The 18,148-nt window shown below is 59.6% G+C and carries 18 protein-coding genes; 13 read left to right on the top strand and 5 right to left on the bottom strand.

What is annotated here, in order from left to right; translation table 11 throughout:
* Positions 1 to 21 precede the first annotated feature (21 nt).
* Positions 22 to 630, top strand: coding sequence for a cupin domain-containing protein (locus JJ917_17390; protein MBO6700604.1), 609 nt, complete (start codon positions 22 to 24; stop codon positions 628 to 630).
* A 31-nt stretch (positions 631 to 661) separates the two neighbouring features.
* Complete coding sequence (locus JJ917_17395; protein MBO6700605.1) at positions 662 to 1,348, top strand: glutathione S-transferase N-terminal domain-containing protein; 687 nt, start codon at positions 662 to 664, stop codon at positions 1,346 to 1,348.
* A gap of 83 nt (positions 1,349 to 1,431) precedes the next feature.
* Here the strand turns inward: JJ917_17395 and JJ917_17400 are convergent, their stop codons facing one another.
* The 3 genes from JJ917_17400 to JJ917_17410 form a co-directional block, all read right to left on the bottom strand.
* Positions 1,432 to 4,494: an efflux RND transporter permease subunit gene (locus JJ917_17400; GenBank protein MBO6700606.1), complete on the bottom strand. Its 3,063-nt coding sequence runs from the start codon at positions 4,492 to 4,494 to the stop codon at positions 1,432 to 1,434.
* Positions 4,495 to 4,505: 11 nt separating this feature from the next.
* Complete coding sequence (locus JJ917_17405; protein MBO6700607.1) at positions 4,506 to 5,567, bottom strand: efflux RND transporter periplasmic adaptor subunit; 1,062 nt, start codon at positions 5,565 to 5,567, stop codon at positions 4,506 to 4,508.
* Between the two features lie 66 nt (positions 5,568 to 5,633).
* On the bottom strand, positions 5,634 to 5,912 hold the full coding sequence (locus JJ917_17410; GenBank protein ID MBO6700608.1) for a hypothetical protein: 279 nt from the start codon (positions 5,910 to 5,912) through the stop codon (positions 5,634 to 5,636).
* Between the two features lie 87 nt (positions 5,913 to 5,999).
* Between JJ917_17410 and JJ917_17415 the strand changes: the two genes are divergently transcribed.
* Positions 6,000 to 6,575 (top strand): TetR/AcrR family transcriptional regulator, encoded by a 576-nt coding sequence (locus tag JJ917_17415; protein ID MBO6700609.1) that lies wholly within the window; start codon positions 6,000 to 6,002, stop codon positions 6,573 to 6,575.
* Positions 6,576 to 6,611: 36 nt separating this feature from the next.
* Here the strand turns inward: JJ917_17415 and JJ917_17420 are convergent, their stop codons facing one another.
* A complete protein-coding gene (locus tag JJ917_17420; GenBank protein ID MBO6700610.1) occupies positions 6,612 to 7,283 on the bottom strand; it encodes a GntR family transcriptional regulator in 672 nt (223 codons plus the stop codon).
* Between the two features lie 193 nt (positions 7,284 to 7,476).
* On the opposite strand from JJ917_17420, the gene JJ917_17425 reads away from it, so the two are divergent.
* The 9 genes from JJ917_17425 (at position 7,477) to JJ917_17465 (ending at position 15,904) form a co-directional block, all read left to right on the top strand.
* Positions 7,477 to 8,280: a transporter substrate-binding domain-containing protein gene (locus JJ917_17425; GenBank protein MBO6700611.1), complete on the top strand. Its 804-nt coding sequence runs from the start codon at positions 7,477 to 7,479 to the stop codon at positions 8,278 to 8,280.
* A 68-nt stretch (positions 8,281 to 8,348) separates the two neighbouring features.
* Positions 8,349 to 9,011 (top strand): amino acid ABC transporter permease, encoded by a 663-nt coding sequence (locus JJ917_17430; GenBank protein ID MBO6700612.1) that lies wholly within the window; start codon positions 8,349 to 8,351, stop codon positions 9,009 to 9,011.
* 16 nt (positions 9,012 to 9,027) lie between these two features.
* A complete protein-coding gene (locus JJ917_17435; GenBank protein ID MBO6700613.1) occupies positions 9,028 to 9,693 on the top strand; it encodes an amino acid ABC transporter permease in 666 nt (221 codons plus the stop codon).
* A complete protein-coding gene (locus JJ917_17440) occupies positions 9,690 to 10,412 on the top strand; it encodes an amino acid ABC transporter ATP-binding protein (protein ID MBO6700614.1) in 723 nt (240 codons plus the stop codon). Before JJ917_17435 ends, JJ917_17440 begins: the two co-directional genes overlap by 4 nt.
* Before the next feature lie 90 nt (positions 10,413 to 10,502).
* Entirely contained in the window at positions 10,503 to 11,462 is a 960-nt protein-coding gene (locus JJ917_17445) for a dihydrodipicolinate synthase family protein (protein ID MBO6700615.1), read from the top strand.
* A gap of 36 nt (positions 11,463 to 11,498) precedes the next feature.
* Complete coding sequence (locus JJ917_17450; GenBank protein MBO6700616.1) at positions 11,499 to 12,749, top strand: FAD-binding oxidoreductase; 1,251 nt, start codon at positions 11,499 to 11,501, stop codon at positions 12,747 to 12,749.
* Positions 12,749 to 13,747: a 4-hydroxyproline epimerase gene (locus tag JJ917_17455; protein MBO6700617.1), complete on the top strand. Its 999-nt coding sequence runs from the start codon at positions 12,749 to 12,751 to the stop codon at positions 13,745 to 13,747. Before JJ917_17450 ends, JJ917_17455 begins: the two co-directional genes overlap by 1 nt.
* A 25-nt stretch (positions 13,748 to 13,772) precedes the next feature.
* Positions 13,773 to 14,873: a mandelate racemase/muconate lactonizing enzyme family protein gene (locus tag JJ917_17460; protein ID MBO6700618.1), complete on the top strand. Its 1,101-nt coding sequence runs from the start codon at positions 13,773 to 13,775 to the stop codon at positions 14,871 to 14,873.
* A gap of 2 nt (positions 14,874 to 14,875) precedes the next feature.
* Entirely contained in the window at positions 14,876 to 15,904 is a 1,029-nt protein-coding gene (locus tag JJ917_17465) for a proline racemase family protein (GenBank protein ID MBO6700619.1), read from the top strand.
* A gap of 7 nt (positions 15,905 to 15,911) precedes the next feature.
* On the opposite strand, the gene JJ917_17470 is transcribed toward JJ917_17465, so the two are convergent.
* A complete protein-coding gene (locus JJ917_17470; GenBank protein MBO6700620.1) occupies positions 15,912 to 16,775 on the bottom strand; it encodes an IclR family transcriptional regulator in 864 nt (287 codons plus the stop codon).
* A 167-nt stretch (positions 16,776 to 16,942) separates the two neighbouring features.
* Between JJ917_17470 and JJ917_17475 the strand changes: the two genes are divergently transcribed.
* A complete protein-coding gene (locus tag JJ917_17475; protein ID MBO6700621.1) occupies positions 16,943 to 18,133 on the top strand; it encodes an aminotransferase class V-fold PLP-dependent enzyme in 1,191 nt (396 codons plus the stop codon).
* The last annotated feature ends 15 nt before the right edge of the window (positions 18,134 to 18,148 follow it).

The raw sequence follows: 18,148 nt of genomic DNA on the forward strand, positions 1-18,148 counted from the left end.
CCGTCCGCAATTGGAGTGACGATGCAAGACACAAGTTCCCTGCAGGACACGACGTCTGAGCCGTTCCGGATCGGTCCGCCTATGCGAGCTTCGCGTCAAAAGGCAGGCATGACATTGCAGGATGTCGCGCGTTTGGCCGGCGTTTCCATCGGCTATCTAAGCCTGATCGAACGAGACCAGGCCACGCCCACCCTAACGACCTTGGATCGCATCGCACAGGCTTTGGGGGTCGGGCTGGACAGGTTCGTGGTTCGCCCGGAACCGGTGGAATGCGTGACCCGCGCCGCTGAAAGGCAGCGGTTTCACGTCGGTTCCGATTTGCTCGGCTACGAACGGGTGAGCGCACAGTTCCCTGGGTCAGAACTGTCTTGCTATGTGTTGACGTTCGCACCGGGCTATCACGCCGAAGCGGTCGAGCACGCGGGCGAAGAGCATGTCTATGTTCTTTCAGGCGCTTTGGAGCTTCGACTGGATCGCAAGCTGCTGCACCTGACGGCGGGCGACAGCGTGCATTACCCGTCGACCCGGCCTCACGCCTGGGCCAACCCGCACCAGACAACCGCGCAGGTTCTTTGGACGGGCACCCACGACATTTTCGCAACGCGAAACGCCAAAAAAGCCGATCGATGAGCTGTCGATCGACGACAGGAGCCCCAACACCGTGATTACCTTCTTCTACAGCATGGCGCCGAACCCAATGAAGGTCGCGCTGTTTCTTGAAGAGGCTGGGCTCGACTACGAGGCCGTCCCCATCGACACCAAAAAAGCCGAACAGCACACCGATGCGTTCAAGGCCATGAACCCGAATGCGAAGCTGCCGGTAATCAAGGATGGCGAGACAACTGTCTTCGATAGCAACGCGATCCTGCTCTATCTGGCCGACAAGACCGGCAAGTTCTTGCCCCCGGCCGATCAGCGCGGGGCTTTGCTGTCTTGGCTGATGTTTGTGGCGTCGGGGTTGGGACCGTTCTCCGGCCAGGCGGTGCATTTTCGCAATTTTGCGCCGGAGGCAAATCCCTATGGCATCAAGCGATACGACTATGAGGCGCGGCGGCACTGGCAAATCGTGGACGATCAGTTGGCGCGCGGGCCTTACATGCTGGGGGATGTTTACACGATTGTGGATATGGCGGTCTGGGGCTGGGGTGACCGGCTGACCTACATGCTGGGCGATGATGACATCATGCAAAGCTACCCCAACCTCGACCGTCTGATGAAAGAGATCGACGCACGACCGGCCGGTCAACGGGCACGCGGGCTGAAAGACTTCCATACCTTCCAGCAGACCATGGATGACGTCGCGCGCCGCTCACTTTACCCGCAGCTCTACGCGCCGGGTCCGGTCTGAACCGAAGCCGGCAACGTCAGCTCATCGTTGTCGACCATGCTGTCTGACCTGCCCCTTCGAGCGATCAAGCGCGTTGTGATCGTCTATGCCGGCTGGAGCTCCTGTTGCTTGGCAGCTGCGATCGCCTTGCGTTCCGATCGCGAGAAGAAGAGATCGTAGAACACCGGGGCGGCGAACAGCGTCAGCACCGAGGCAAAGGCAAGACCGGCCATAATCGCCACCGCCATCGACACAAAAAAGGCGTCAGTGAGCAGTGGCGCCATGCCGAGGATGGTGGTGCCAGCGGCCAGGATGACGGGACGCAGCCTCGACTTGCAGGCTTCGACGATGGCATCACGCAAAGCCTTGCCTTCGGCCCGCACCAAATCGATCTCTTCCACCAGCACGATGCCGTTCTTGATCAACATGCCCGATAGGCTGAGCAGGCCAAGCAAGGCGGTAAACGTGAATGGCAGGCCGGTCGCCAACAGGCCGATCGTGACGCCATTGACCGACATTGGCACCAACAGCCAGATGATCAGCGGCTGGCGCAGCGCGTTGAAGAGCAGCACCGAGATCAACACCATGATCAGGATCGTGACCGGCAGCTGGCTGCCGAGGCTTTCATTGGCGTTGGCGGAATTTTCAAACTCGCCACCCCACTCCATCCGGTAGCCGATGGGCAGCGGCATTGCTTCGATGGTCGCACGGATTTCCGCATGAACCTGCGCGGCGGTCATATCGGTGGGAATGTTCGCGCCGACCGTGATGGTGGGCACGCGATTGCGGCGATGCATCAACGTGTTCTGCACCTCGAATTCATAGCCCTCGACCACCTGCTCGATGGGCAAAAGCGTGCCCGACCCAGAGGTCACCACCTGATCGAGCGGACTCAACCCATCTTCGTCAGCGACCCGCACAATGATCGGCAGAAGGCGATCATCCTCGCGATAGGCTCCGGCCGCGATGCCATCGGTTGCAAAGGAGAAAAGCTGCGCCACCGCCTCGCGGGTGATGCCGGCTGTTTGCGCGCGGTCAACGGCATAGCTGGGTCTGAGGACCAATTCTTGTTCACGCCAATCCGTGCGCGGCGCCAAAATGTTGGGCGAGGCTTCTTCCAGCCGAGCAATCGCCTGATCGGCCAGATCGCGCAGGACAGTCGGATCGCTGCCGGAGAACCGCACCTGGATGGGATCACCACCGCCAGGGCCAAAGACCAGGCGTTCAGTGCGAAACTCACCGGCGGGCAGAACAGAGGCGGCATAGGCATCCAGATCGCTTTGCAGCGCCGGGATCTGATCGAGGCTTTCCGTGCGGATGATCAGATGGCCGTAGCTTGGATTGGGACTTTCAGCCGAGTAGGTCAGCATGAAACGCGAGGCACCCTGGCCAACGAAGGTTGCGACCGAAACCACGTCAGGGCGCTCGGCCAACCATTCTTCCAGGAGCACCAAATCACCCGAAGTTTCGCCGATTGGCGTGCCCTGCTGGAGCTTGTAATGGGCAAAGAAGATCGGCGTGTTGGAGTTGGGGAAGAACTGCTGCTTGACCTGCCCGAAACCCCAAAAGCAAGCCGCTGTAATCAAGACAAGTGTGACGACGACCAACCAGCGCCACTGCAAGGCCTGCCGCAGCGCACTGCCATACAGGCGGAACAGCAAACCGGAATACGCATCGTCATCGCCGGCCGCGCCGACCTTGAAAAAGTGGTGGCCAAGCAGCGGCGTCACTGTGATGGCCAGCACCCACGATAGCAGCAACGAAATGCCGATGACCGCGAACAGCGAGAACATGAACTCGCCGGTGGAATCGGGGCTGAGGCCAATCCCGGCAAACGCCATGATGCCGATCACCGTGGCGCCGAGCAGCGGTATCTGCGTCTTGCTCGCCGCTTCTTCGGCCGCATCCCGCGAGTTTTTGCCGCGCCGCATCGCGATCTGCATGCCTTCGGCAACCACGATACCATTGTCCACCAGCATGCCCATGGCGATGATCAACGCGCCGAGCGAAATGCGCTCCATCTCGATAGAGAACAGGGACATGAACAGGAGCGTGCCGACCACGGTCAGGAGCAGCGTGATACCGACGACGCCGGCTGCGCGCAGGCCCATGAAGAGGGCAAGCACGACGACAACAATGCTGACCGACATTGCCAGATTGACGAGGAAGTCGTTGGACGCCTCATCCACCACGACATGCTGCTGGTAAATCGGTTGAAGCTCAACGCCATAGGGGATCTCAACTTGCAAATCGGCAAGTCGGGCATCGACGCGTTGGCCGACTTCGACGATGTTTTCCGTTGCCAGCCCGGCAATGCCGAGGGTGAACGCCTCGACGCCGTCGAAGCGGATCATAATCGAGGGATTATCCTGGCGACCGCGCGAAACCTCGGCAATGTCGATCAGATTGACCACATCGCCACCAACGCCGACGGTTAGCCCAGCGATGTCGCTGACGCTATCCGAACCCTCCGGTGTTTGGATGCGGGTGCGTAATTCATCGCCTTCCAGCGAACCCGCCGGATCGATCGAATTGGCGGTCGCGATGGCGTTGATGATTGCATCAGGCGCAATGCTCTGATTGGCGATGAGCGTCAGATCCGGCTGAACGAAGATGGCCTCGTCGGGCAGGCCCTGGACGTCCACATCGGCAACGCCGTCCACGGCCAAGATCTCACGGCGCAGGAACTGCGCAAGCTCGTGTTTCTCGGCGTCGGTGAAGCCTTCGGAGGTCACCGCATAGAAGATACCAAAAACGTCGCCGAATCCGTCATTGACGAAAGGTTGGCTGACGCCGTCGGGCAACGATCGCGCCGCATCGGAGACGTTATTGCGCAAATCGGTCCAGATGGCCGGCAGGTCCGTTCCATCGAACGTGTCGCGGATTTCCACCTCGATGCGCGACAGGTCAGGCTGCGAGATCGAGGTGATCCGGTCCACCTCACCCATCCCCTGGATAGCCGCCTCCAATGGTTCAGTGACCTCGCGCATGACCTGTTCGGCGGACGCACCGGGATATTGCGTGAGGACGACAGCCGTCTTGATGGTGAAGGCCGGGTCTTCAAGGCGACCAAGGGTGTAAAAGCCCCAAATGCCGCCGAACAGATTGATGAGGATGATGATCCAGGTGAGGACTGGCTTATCGATGGAGGCGCGCGCGATGTTCATCTGTCCGGCCTTCAGTTCGCAAAGCCGTTGAAACGGCGCACCGTCTGGCCGTCCTCAACGTCGGTGACGCCGGTGAGCACGACCTGGTCGCCGGCCTCCAGACCGGACAGCACCTGGAATCGGCCCTCGCGAGTCGGCTCGATGTCGATAGGCCGCATTTCAAGCGTTCCCTCATCGTCCGCGGCGGCGTGAAAGACCATCGCGAAGGCCTCACCATCATTGCTGAGACGGATCGCTGACGTCGGCAGGATCAGGGCATCGACGCCACTATCCAAGCGCGCGGTGACTTCCACCGAGGAGCCGGGAAGAATGGCAAGGTTTTCCGGACGCGGCAGGCCGAGGGTGAGGCGAAAGGTTTGACCGACGGACGAGGCCTGCGCATCAAACTCTCTGATCTGGAGGGGAAAGACCTCCTCGCTCGCCGGGAACTTTGCCGTCAGGGTGACGTCGGGGTCGGTGCCGGCTTGCTGAAACAGGATTTCCGGTACGTCGATTTCGATACGTAGCTCCGACATATCGTGGAATCGGACGACTGGCGTGCCGACGCCGACACTGGTGAAGTTGGCCACATTGCGCACGGCGACCAGGCCATCGAATGGGGCCAGGATTGTGGCCTGCTCTAGCGCATATTCAGCATCGCGTAGCGCGATCCGGGCAAGCTCGGCCTGCGTGCGGGCGTCGTCGATCGTTGATTGGGAAACGGCAAGATCGGACAATTGATCGAACCGCGCCAGGGTGCGTTCGGCCTGTTCCAATTGGACGCGCGACTGGTCGCGACGCAATAAGAAGGGTTCCAGGTCGAGTTCGGCAATCAAGTCGCCCTGTTCGATTTCGACGCCCTCAATGGCTGGGAACTCGGCAATCTGACCGCCCACTTGAAAGGCCAGATCCACCGTCTGCCGGGCGACGACATGGCCAAAAAAGTGCCGCTCGACGCCGTCAGAATTGGCTTCGATTTCAACCAGTTTGACCGGCCGGATGACCTCTTCTGGCGTGGTTTCTTGGGCAGCAGCGCTGCTGACAAGGCCACTTGCAAGAACCACCATGGCAGTGAGGGCGGTTGATCGGTTCATCGTTTCTCTCCGGCGCGGATCTTGCCCGGCATGGGCGGGGTAGAGGTTCGGCGGCACAACCAAGCCTTAGGCATGATGGGCCTGACAAAGTTTGCGGTGAAGCCCTGTGGCCTGGCCCAGCGACAGGTTGTGTGAGCCATATTGAACAACCAAAAGCAGCCCGCCGACGATGGCAAGGTTTTTTAGCAGCACCACCATCTGGCCCGGGTCCGATACGTCGCCATCAAGACTGTTGCGCACGCTGACCACCGGCGATGGGTCGAGAAACTGCCCCACCCGCTTCAAAAAACGCGACTTGCCACTGTCATCGGTCGCTTCGGTGACAACACCTACCTTGCGCGCCATTGCTTTTTGCCTTTATCTAATCAATGATTAGTTTTGATCTAATCACCGATTAAATCTGAGTCAAGCCGGTTTCTTGAAGGACGCCCCATGGCAGACGACCCCTATCATCACGGTGATCTGCGAACGGCGATCTTGGACGCTGCAGAAGAGCTTTTGGCCGATCGTCCCATCGAGATGGTTTCGATGCGGGAGTTGGCACGACAAGCTGGCGTATCGCCTGGCGCCCCCTACCATCATTTCAAAGATCGAAACGGTCTGGTCATCGCGCTATGTCAACGCGGGTTCTCGCGCCTCGGCGAGTTGCTCACGGCCAAACAGGAGGAGAACGGCCTTGATGGTCAGATTGAGGGTTACCTACAATTCTCGCAGGCCAGTCCAGCGCTCTACCAATTGATGTTTTCTCCGGAGGTGACGGCGGGAGAGAACCAAGAGCAGCTCCGCCCGTTTACCCAACCCGTCGCCGATATTTTGGCGCGTGAGATCACCGGCGGCAGTGAAGAGGAAGCAACGCGTGAGCAAGGGCACATGCTCATTGCGATCTGGTGCTTCATGCATGGCCTTTGCACGCTTGGCAGGACTGATCCCTTGAAACATCGACTGAAAGACATGCCGCTGTTCGACTTTGCCAAGCAATCCATCGACAAATTGAAGGATGGTCATTGAGGATATCAGCCAGGCCCAGTCCAGTGCCGATCGCAGCTATCGTTCGGCGCGTTCAACTTCCAGGAATTCAATCAAAGACCGACTGGCGCCCAGAATGTGGTCGCGGGTGCGTGCCGCCGCTTCGGCGCTGTCTCGGTTGATCGCGGCGTCCAATATACCGGCATGTTCGCGGCGCGCGCGTTCGATACCCGATGTCAGAACCAGTTGCGCGCGCAGATAGCGGCTAACGCTGTCCAAAGCGTTGGCGATGATCTGCAGATGGTACGGCTTCTTGCAGTCCTTGTAGAGCGTGTAGTGGAACTGACGATTGAGCGCGCCCCAGCGGCTGCTATCGGTCTCGCGCGCGAACTCCTCAGCGAAGTTCTTTGCCTCGTCCAACGTTTGGTCGGTGATCTGATCGACCGCCTGGCGGATCACTTCGCCCTCCAACAGCGCGCGGAACTCAAACAGCTCTGAAATCTCATCGAGCGACAGGGAGCTGACCACCGCGCCCTTGTAGCGTTGATTGGTGATGAGACCCTGTTCTTCCAACCGCGCCAAAGCTTCGCGCACCGGGATACGGCTGACATTGAACATGGTGGCGATCTGATCCTGGCGCAGTAGGTCGCCATCCTTCAGCGTTCCTTCGACAATGGCCTCGCGCAAGGCATCAAAGATCACATCGGCAGAAGAGGATGCAGCGCCAAGATCGACGGTTTTCAGGTTCAACGACATGGTTCTTGTTGTCTCGATTGGTGTCCAAGGCCGGGTGCTTGACCGCTAAGGCAAGCTGGCTTTCACGCCGGTGTGTAGCGTGCCGAATTTCTTCATTATAGCATATTGTAGATTGTATCCAATATGCTATCGTCAAGCAGCGCCGACCGCACAAAGCGGCAGCGCCAAAGACAAAGGAGTTGAGGGAATGAGAAATTTGGTATTGGCCGCCGCAGGGGTTGCTGTCGCACTCGCCGCCGCGCCGGCATCTGCAGATACGCTTGACGATGTCATCGATCGCGGCGTGCTGCGCTGCGGTGTTGTGCTGGACTTTCCGCCGATCGGCTTTCGCGATTCAAACAACGAACCTGCTGGATTCGACGTCGACTACTGCGCAGATCTCGCCGCTGCGCTTGATGTCGAGCACGAAATTATGCCGCTGACCTGGGCGGAGCGTCTGCCGGTCATCGTCACAGGACGCGCCGATGTTGTTTTTGGCGCAACGTCCGACACGCTCGAGCGTGCGCGCACGGTCGGTTTCACGATCCCGTATGCAATTTATTATGCCCAGGGCGTTGTCGGGGTCGACAGTGGTATCGAGACCTTTGAAGACATTCGCGGCAAGCGCGTTGCAGCAGCCGTTGGCACGGTGCCTGAACAAGAGTGGCTGGAGATTGCTGCGGAGTGGGGCGAAGAAGACCTTTACCAGGGCTATCAGTCGGAGAACGAAGTGTTCCTGGCTGTCGCGCAAGGGCGCGCTGATATCGGTATCACGACCAACACAGCCGTTCTGCCGATTACGCAGCAGTACGACACCGTGATCCCCGGCCCGCGCATGCCTTGGACGACCGACTACACATCTGTTGTGGCCGAACGCACGGACGTTAGCTGGCTGAACTATCTCAACCTGTTTGTGACCCACCAGGTCCGGTCGGGTCGCTACCAGGAACTCTGGGGCCAGTATGTCGGTGGCGAAGCACCGGAGCTGCGCATTCCGGGCGTCATGTACTAAGCTTCTCGCACTCTTGATGAGGCCTCTCCCACGCCGCTCGCGCGGGAGAGGCCGAGATTGTCTGGCTCGTGTTTGATTACAATTTCCATTGGCGTCCGGTTTTCCGCGACCTGCCTGACCTGATTGCGGCAAGCCTGGTCACGCTTCAGGTGGCCGCGCTCGCTATGATCCTGGGCGTGATTATCGGACTGGGGCTCGCTCTCATCCGAATGCATGGACGTGGCCCATTGCGCTGGTTTGCCACCACTTGGGTGGAATTGGCGCGCAATACGCCGGCACTGATCCAGCTGTTCTTTTTCGGCTTCGGCCTTGGCGCCTTCGGTATCTTCCTGTCGCCTTTCATGATCGTGCTGATGGGCCTGACCTTTAACTGCGCAGGCTACCTTGCAGAGAATTTCCGCGGTGGCTTTCAGGCTATTCCCGATACACAGCTGCGCGCGGCAAGATCTTTGGGCATGACCGCCTGGCAGGCCTACACAAGGATCATCATCCCGCAGGTGCTGCGTATCGTGTACCACCCGATCACCAACCAGATGGTGTGGGCTGTTCTGATGTCGTCGCTCGGCATGCTGGTCGGTTTTCGCGAGCTATCGGGCGAGACCCAGTTCTTCGCATCGCGAACCTTCCGCATCTTTGAGTATTTTGCGATCACAGCCGTGCTTTATTACGTGATCGTCAAAATCATCCTATTGGCATCGCGCCTGCTCGCGACCCGGCTTTTCCGGTACTGAGACAGAGGGCGCGGATATGGAACCAACCGTTCAGTTCTTTAGTGGGTTTGCCCTCAGTGACATGTGGTTCATGGCGCAGGCCGCATGGCGCACGCTGGTGATCTCGGTTGTCTCAATCTCGCTGGGTACACTTCTTGGCGCATTGTTCGGCTGGGTGCTTTATGAGGGCAAGTTCTGGGCCACGGCGGGCTTGGCTGCCTTCCTTGACATCTTCCGGTCCGTACCCCTGCTCATCCAGCTTGTGCTGTTCTTCAACCTGGCGCCGATCGTCGGGCTCGACCTGGATGCTTTTGCATCCGGTGTCGTCGTTCTGACGATTTATACAGCTGCGCTGGTTGCCAATGTGGCGCGCGGTGGTCTGGAGGTCGTTGGTACGCCGATGCGACGGGCCGCACGCAGCCTTGGCATGAGCTATTGGCAGGCTCTGCGGTATGTCGTTTTTCCCATCGGGGGACGCGCCGTTTTTCCTTCATGGATCGGCGTCGCTCTGGGCGTGATGAAAGATAGCGCTCTGGTATCGGTTCTGGGTTACGTCGAGCTTCTTAGGGCCAGCCAGATCCTGATCACGCGCACGCAAGAACCCTTCCTGATTCTCGCCATTGCCGGCGCTTTCTATTTTGCCTTGTCCTTCCCCGTCGCCCGGTACGCAGAAAAGCTTGAGCAAAAGTGGGCCCTACGATGATTGAAGTTCGCAACCTGCATAAAAAGTTCGGACCCCTTCATGTGCTCAAGGGTATCGACCTTACAGTGGAAAACGGTGAAGTGGTTTCGGTTATCGGGGCGTCAGGGTCGGGCAAATCCACCCTTCTTTATTGCATCAACCGGCTTGAACCGATCAACGATGGCTCGGTTTTCGTCGACGGCGTTGATGTGCATGCCAAAGGTACCGACATCAACAAGCTGCGCCAGAAGCTCGGTATGGTGTTTCAGCAATGGAACAGCTTTCCGCACCTCACGGCCCTTGAGAATGTTGCGCTTGCTCCGAAGATCGTTCGCGGTCTGCCCAAGAAGGAGGCCAACGAGCTGGCTGCGGAGCAGCTCCATCATGTTGGTCTCGGCGACAAGCTGAAGGCATTCCCCAACGCCCTTTCCGGCGGGCAGCAGCAACGGTTGGCCATTGCACGCGCCCTGGCGATGGAGCCGCGCTACATGCTGTTTGACGAAGCGACATCGGCGCTTGATCCCGAGCTGGTCGGTGAAGTGCTCGATACGATGCGCCTTCTTGCCGAAGAGGGCATGACGATGATTTGCGTGACCCATGAAATGGGGTTTGCCCGCGATGTGTCGGATCGTGTTGCTTACTTTCACGATGGCCTGATGGAAGAGATCGGCCCCCCTTCCCAGATCTTCGGCGACGCCGTTTCTGAAAACACACGCAAGTTCCTGGCAAAGGTTCGCTGAGGCGGTTTTCGATCCGCCTCTGGCTCGTGGTCCAACAAGAAAAACTGGCAGAAAGCCCGCCGCTTTCCGCCGACCAAGAAGGAGACTCCCATGCATCCCTCGCTGTTTTACGGCTGTGTTCCAGCGCTGATGACGCCGTGTCATGCCGATCGAACGCCAAACTATGATGCGCTGGTCCGCAAGGGCAAAGACCTTATCACCAAGGGCATGTCGGGTGTGGTCTATTGCGGATCCATGGGCGACTGGCCCTTGCTCAGCGATGCGCAGCGCAAGGAAGGCGTGGCGCGCCTCGTCGATGCCGGTGTGCCAACGATGGTTGGTACCGGAGCGATCAACACCGCTGCGGCTGTCGGAATCGCCGCGCATGCCGCCGAAGTGGGTGCAACCGGCCTGATGGTGATCCCGCGGGTTCTCTCGCGCGGCACATCGGCGGCGGCACAGCGGGCGCATTTTTCCGCGATTCTGGACGCTGCAAATGGGCTTCCCTGTGTGATCTACAACAGCCCCTATTATGGCTTTGCGACCCGGGCGGACCTGTTCTTCGACCTGCGTCGGGATTTCCCGAATCTGATCGGGTTCAAGGAGTTCGGCGGCGCCGATGACCTACGTTATGCGGGCGAGAACATCACATCACAGGCCGATGATATTCTGCTCATGGTCGGCGTCGATACCGAGGTCTACAATGGCTACATCAACTGCGGGGCGCAGGGTACCGTCACAGGAATCGGCAATGCATTGCCCGATGAAGTGCTTCACCTGATTGCCTTGTGCAAGAAAGCCGCTGCCGGCGATGCCGTTGCGCGGGTCAAGGCACGAGAGCTGAGCGATGCCCTGCACGTCCTCTCCACCTTTGATGAGGGGCCGGACCTCGTCCTGTTCTACAAGCATCTGATGGTGCTGAACGGCGAGCAGGAGTATGCGCTCCATTTGAACGAAGCAGACCGGCTTTCCGACAGTCAACGCAACTATGTCGAGGCGCAGTACAGGCTTTTCCGTGCCTGGTATGCGCAGTGGAACGATGAAGTCCCAGCGCTTGCCAAGTCCGCCTGAGGCTGCGGTTCAGGGCTTGGGCAAGTGGGCGACCAGGTGACCCAGGCGACCTTCGATCAGTGCGTCATAGGCGCAGGGATTATCGGGCTGGCGATTGCCTTAAAGCTGACGCAGGCCGGTCAATCGGTGCTGATCCTCGACAAGGTCGGCATGGGCGAAGGCGCCAGCCGCGGCAATGCCGGGGCGTTTGCTTTTGCCGATGTCGAACCCATGGCCTCGCCTGCGATGTTGCTCAAATCGCCACGCTGGTTGTTGGACCCGATGGGTCCGCTTTCTGTGCCGCTTTCCTATGCGCCGAAAATGGCGCCATGGATGGCGCAGTTTGCCCGCGCCTGTCTGCCAACCGCTCATGCCGCCAGCACGATGGCACAGGCCGCTTTGATGGACCTTGCTAAGCGCGAAACCGAACCAATGTTTGAGGACGCAGGACTTTCCAATCATCTGCGCCGTGAGGGTGCGCTCTACCTCTATGCGGGACAGCGGGCTTTTGAAGCCTCAACAGATGTCTGGCGTGTTCGGGCCAAGCATGGCGTCGCGTTTGAGCCGGTGAGCGGTGCGCGTCTCGCCGAGCTTCAACCGGGTCTTGGGCCGCGTTACACCCACGCGATGTTCGTGCCCGACTGGATGATGGTGTCCGACCCGTTTGAGATCACCAAGGCGCTGGGCGATCAAACAGTGACCAAAGGGGTGCAGTTCCGACAGGCCAAAGTGGCGCATCTTCAAGCTGGGGAAGAGACAACCACCATCACGCTGGACGATGGCGAAACCATCGCCGCCGGCCAAACCGTGATTGCAAGCGGAGCCTGGTCCGGTGAGTTGGTGGCCCAGCTTGGCGACACCATCCCACTGGAGGCCGAACGTGGCTATAACACCACTTTGCCTGCTGATGCGTTCGATCTCAAACGTCAGCTTGTCGTGCCCGCCGATGGCTATGTCATCACACCGCTCTCCAGTGGCATCCGCGTGGGCGGAGCGGCCGAATTTGCCGGGATGCAGCGTCCGCCGGATTTTCGCCGCTCGGCCATGATGTTGAAGAAATCCGAAGCTGTGATGCAGGGCCTGAAAACCACTGGCGGCAAGCAATGGATGGGCTTCCGGCCATCCCTGCCCGACACGCTGCCGGTGATCGGTCGCTCTCCGGTGAACCAACGGGTGATCTACGCCTTCGGCCACGGTCATTTGGGTCTTACCCAGTGCGCTGCGACCGCGACACTTGTGCGTGATCTGGTGCTCAGCAAACCGCCCTCCATCGACATGCACCCCTACCGCGCGGAAAGGTTTTGCTGATGGCATCCCATACTTTCTTCTGCGTTGATGGTCACACTTGCGGCAATCCGGTCCGTCTGGTTGCCGGTGGCGCGCCGCAGCTTCACGGCGCGACAATGCTGGAAAAGCGCGCGCACTTCTTGTCTGAATACGACTGGATACGCCGCGGCCTGATGTTTGAACCGCGCGGGCATGACATCATGTCCGGCTCCATTCTCTATCCACCAACGCGCGAGGATTGCGACACCGCGATCCTGTTCATCGAGACCTCCGGCTGCCTGCCCATGTGCGGCCATGGCACCATCGGCACGGTAACGATGATGATCGAGCACGGGCTGGTCACACCTAAGGTGCCGGGCATCGTCCGTCTTGATACACCGGCGGGTCTGGTGGTTGCCGAGTACCGCCAAGAGGGTGACTATGTCGAAGAGGTGAAGCTCACCAACGTGCCCGCCTTCCTGCATTCCGAGGGACTAAGTGCGCACGTTGAGGGACTTGGCGAAGTGGTCGTGGATGTTGCCTATGGCGGTAATTTCTACGCCATCGTCGATCCGCAACCGGGCTTCACCGATATCGCCGAAGTCAGCGCTGGCGACCTTCTGCGCTGGAGCCCCTTGTTGCGCGCCGTGCTCAACGACAAATACCGCTTCGTGCATCCTGAACAGCCTGACATCAAAGGGCTGAGCCACATCCTATGGACCGGCAAACCCACAGGCGATGCGACAGCGCGCAACGCCGTGTTCTATGGCGACAAAGCGCTCGATCGCTCGCCCTGCGGCACCGGAACATCGGCGCGCATGGCGCAATGGGCCGCCAAGGGTCGGCTGAAACCCGGCGAGCCTTTCATCCATGAAAGCATCATCGGCTCGACCTTCACCGGGCGGATCGAGGGCCAGGCGCGTGTCGGTGACCGCGACGCCATCATCCCCTCCATTTCCGGTTGGGCCCGCATGACCGGCCTCAACACCCTTTTTATCAATGATCGCGACCCATACGCCCATGGGTTCGAAGTGAAGTAAGGCCAAGGCCTTCAGGAGTAACGTCATGAAAATCACCACCATCCGCGCCTACCAGGTGGATCTGCCCCTGAAGGAAGGGCGCTACAGCTGGTCTAACGGCAACTATGTCGAGGTCTTTGACAGCACGGTTGTGGCAGTTGAGACCGACGCCGGCATCACCGGTTTTGGCGAGTGCTGCCCTTTGGGCTCAGCCTATCTGCCGGCTTATGCGCTGGGCGTGCGGTCCGGCCTCGCAGAGCTCGCACCGCAAGTGATCGGGCTCGATCCGCGCGATCTTGGCGTGCTCAACCGGCACATGGATGCCGTGCTGCGCGGCCACCCCTATATCAAGGCTGCCATTGACGTGGCCTGCTGGGATATTCTGGGCAAATCGGTGGGCCTGCCAGTCTATCAGCTGCTGGGCGGCAAGGCGCAGGAGGAGGTGAAGCTCTACCGCGCGATTTCGCAGATCGAACCAACCGCCATGGCCGCCAATGTCGCCGGCTATCGTGACGAGGGCTACACCAAGTTTCAGCTGAAAGTGGGTGCGGACGCGGACAGCGATATCGAACGCATCCGGCTCTGCGCCAAAGAAATGCGGAAGGGCGATATTCTGGTCGCCGATGCCAACACAGGCTGGACCATGCATGAGGCCGCCCGCGTGGTGAACGCGGTGAGCGATATCGATGTCTACATCGAGCAACCCTGCCCGACCTATGAAGAGTGTCTGGTGACGCGTCGGCGCACCACGTTGCCCTTCGTGCTGGATGAGGTGATCACCGGGGTCGATAGCCTCACACGCGCGCTCGGCGATGGCGCGATGGATGTCATCAACCTCAAAATTTCCAAAGTTGGCGGCCTGACCAAGGCCCGCTTGATCCGCGATTTCTGCATCAATGCGGGTGTGCCGATGACCATCGAGGACACCTGGGGCGGCGACATCGTGACGGCGAGCATCGCGCATTTGGCGCAGTCGACGCCGGAAGAGTTTGCGTTCTCCGCCACCGACTTCAATTCCTATGGCACGGTGGACATCGCCGCCGGTGCGCCCAAACGCGTCAATGGCACCATGAAAGCATCGGACAAGCCGGGGCTTGGCATTGAACCGCTGATGAACGTGCTCGGCGATGCGGTATTGGAAGCCTAATTATGCGCAGCAGCAAGAGCATTCACATCATTGGCTGCCACGCCGAGGGCGAAGTCGGCGACGTGATCGTTGGCGGCGTCGCGCCCCCACCGGGCGAGACGATCTGGGAGCAAGCGCGCTGGATTGCAAAGGATGATCGGCTGCGCAATTTCGTCCTCAACGAGCCACGCGGAGGCGTGTTTCGTCATGTGAACCTGCTGGTCCCGCCCAAAGACCCCCGCGCGGTGACGGGCTGGATTATCATGGAGCCGGTGCACACGCCGCCCATGTCCGGGTCGAACTCGCTGTGCGTGGCAACCGTTCTTCTCGATAGTGGCATCGTTCCGATGCAGGAGCCGGAGACGCGCTTCGCCATGGAGGCGCCCGGCGGTTTTGTTGATGTCATGGCGACCTGCAAAGACGGCAAAGTCCAATCGATACGCGTCACCAACCATCCGAGCTTCGCCCAGCATTTGGATCGCCAGATCGAGGTCGAGGGCCTCGGCACATTGACGGTCGACACGGCTTATGGCGGTGACAGTTTCGCGCTGGTTGATGCCACTGCGCTCGGCTTCGCTCTGACCGCCGATGAGGCACGGGACCTGTCTGAAACCGGCATGAAGATCACCAAGGCCGCCAATGAGCAGATCGGCTTTGCCCATCCGACCAACCCGGACTGGTCACACATCTCTTTCTGTCAGTTCACGATGCCGGTCACCGAAGTGGACGGCGTGAAGACCGGGCGCAATGCTGTAGCCATTGAGCCGGGCAAGATCGACCGCTCTCCGACGGGCACCGGCTGTTCCGCTCGCATGGCGGTTTTGCACGCGCGCGGCGACTTGGCCGTTGGCGAAACCTTTGTTGGCGTCTCGATCATCGACAGCCAGTTCAACTGTCGGATCGAAGAAACCACCGACCTTGCCGGAACCCCTGCGGTCATTCCGTCGATCAGTGGCCGCGCCTGGATCACCGAAACCAAGCAATTGATGCTCGACCCATCCGATCCGTGGCCGGAAGGCTATCGCGTCGGCGACACGTGGCCGGGCCTTTGATCGCAGGCTAGGTCTTAGGCGCCGCTGCGGCACCGCCGATCGCTAGCGACAGATCACTTGCGGCTTGCATGACCGCATTGCTCAGAAGCTCGATCTGGTCCTCGCCCACACGACTTGTCGGTCCCGACACTGAAATGCCGGCGACAGCCTCTTGCGTCATATCGAAGACGGGCGCCGCAATGCAGCGCATGCCGAGGTTCTTTTCCTCGCCATCGATGGCGTAACCCCGACGGCGGGTTTCGGCGAGATCGTCCCGTAGCTTGCCGGCATCGGTGATCGTGTGTTCGGTGAACGGCTCCAACACCGGTGCGCTTCTGCCCGGTCCGTCGAGCAGTCGCGACAGTCGATCCTCGTCCATGTGGGCGAGCAGTGCCTTGCCAATGCCCGAAGCATGCAAAGGAGAAAGGGTGCCGGGCGGAAAGAACGCTCGAATGCTTGCGTGGGTTTCTACCTGACCGAGGAACAACACGAAGCCGTTGCGCTCGGTGCCGAGATTGGCCGTCTCGCCGGTTTGTTCCATCAGCTTGCGCAAGATGGGTCTGGCTCGGTCGACCAGACTTGAGCGACGCAAGAACCGCGCACCAATCACGAACGCCTGGGCTCCAATGTGCCAGACCTGCTCATCGGCATCGAACTCCACCAAACCGCGCCCTTCAAGCGTGACGAGGATGCGATAGACGGTCGCCGGCGACTGCCCCATCTGCGAGGCAAGCGTTGAGAGCGTCTTGCCCTGCGCTTCGCTTAGGAACTCAAAAACCTCCATTGCCCGGTCGAGTGATTTGATGGTGTTCTGGGCGGTTTTATCGTCCCAACCACGCGGCCGGCCACGGGCGCGATGACGCTCCTGTTTGCCTATTTTCTCTTGGTTCATGACAGCTTTTCCATAACAATGAAAATTCAATTCACGATATGAAAAATATAAACCACTGACAAGTCACAATTATTTTTCAAAACTAGTTTTTGAAAAAAGATTTCAAAAAAATTTTCATCCTCCGCACTTGCGCCTATGGTCAGTGCAACTTCACGGAGGAAACGGCCATGAGCCTGCAAAATCCAGTTTTTATTCCAGGCCCCACCAACATTCCTGAGAACCTGCGTAAGGCATGTGACATGCCGACGGTCGATCACCGCTCGCCGTTTTTCGGCAGCATTTTGCATCCGGCCCTCGATCGCGTGCGCCAGATCCTGAAAAGCCAAAGCGCTGAAATCTTCCTTTTCCCCTCGACCGGAACGGGTGGCTGGGAAACAGCACTGACCAACACGCTGAGCGCGGGCGACAAGGTTCTCTCGGCGCGCAACGGCATGTTCTCCCATCGCTGGATCGATATGTGTCAGCGCCACGGACTTGAGGTCGAGGTCGTTGAGACGCCATGGGGACATGGCCTGCCCGCCGATCGCTACGCCGAGATCCTGAAGGCCGACAAAGCCCACACGATCAAAGCGGTGCTGGCCACCCACAATGAGACAGCGACGGGTGTGCGCTCAAACATTGCCGCCGTGCGCAAGGCGCTTGACGACGCTGGCCACCCTGCCCTGTTGCTGGTGGATGGCGTGTCATCGATCGCCTCGATGGATTTCCGCTTCGATGCGTGGGGCGTCGACGTCGCTGTGACAGGCTCGCAAAAGGGCTTCATGTTGAGCGCTGGCTTGGCGATCGTTGGGTTCAGCGAAAAGGCCATGGCTGCGACCAAATCGGCCTCGCTGCCGCGCACCTTCTTTGACGTCCACGATATGCGCAAAGGCTATGAGAACAGCGCCTATCCCTACACGCCAACGATCGGCCTCATCAACGGTCTCAACACGGCGTGCCAGATGATCCTGGACGAAGGCTTGGAGAACGTATTTGCGCGCCATTACCGCATTGCCGAAGGCGTTCGCCAGGCGGTCGCCGCGTGGGGTTTGGACCTTTGCGCTTCTTCGCCCGACGTTTACTCTGACACGGTGAGTGCGATCAAAACACCGGACGGCTTCAACGCCACGAGCATCGTGCAGCATGCTGCCAGCACATATGGCGTTGCGTTCGGCGTTGGGCTCGGAGAAGTCGCCGGCAAGGTGTTCCGCATTGGGCATTTGGGCAGCCTGACCGATGTGATGGCACTCAGCGGCATCGCGACCGCCGAGATGTGCATGGCTGATCTTGGCCTCGACATTGAACTGGGGGGCGGCGTGGCCGCCGCTCAAAACTACTATCGCGGCCACCCTGCGGTCGCACCCAAGCTTGCCGCCTAGAAGGACTGTTTGCTG

This window comes from Hyphomicrobiales bacterium (assembly GCA_017642935.1).
Lineage (GTDB): Bacteria > Pseudomonadota > Alphaproteobacteria > Rhizobiales > MH13 > MH13.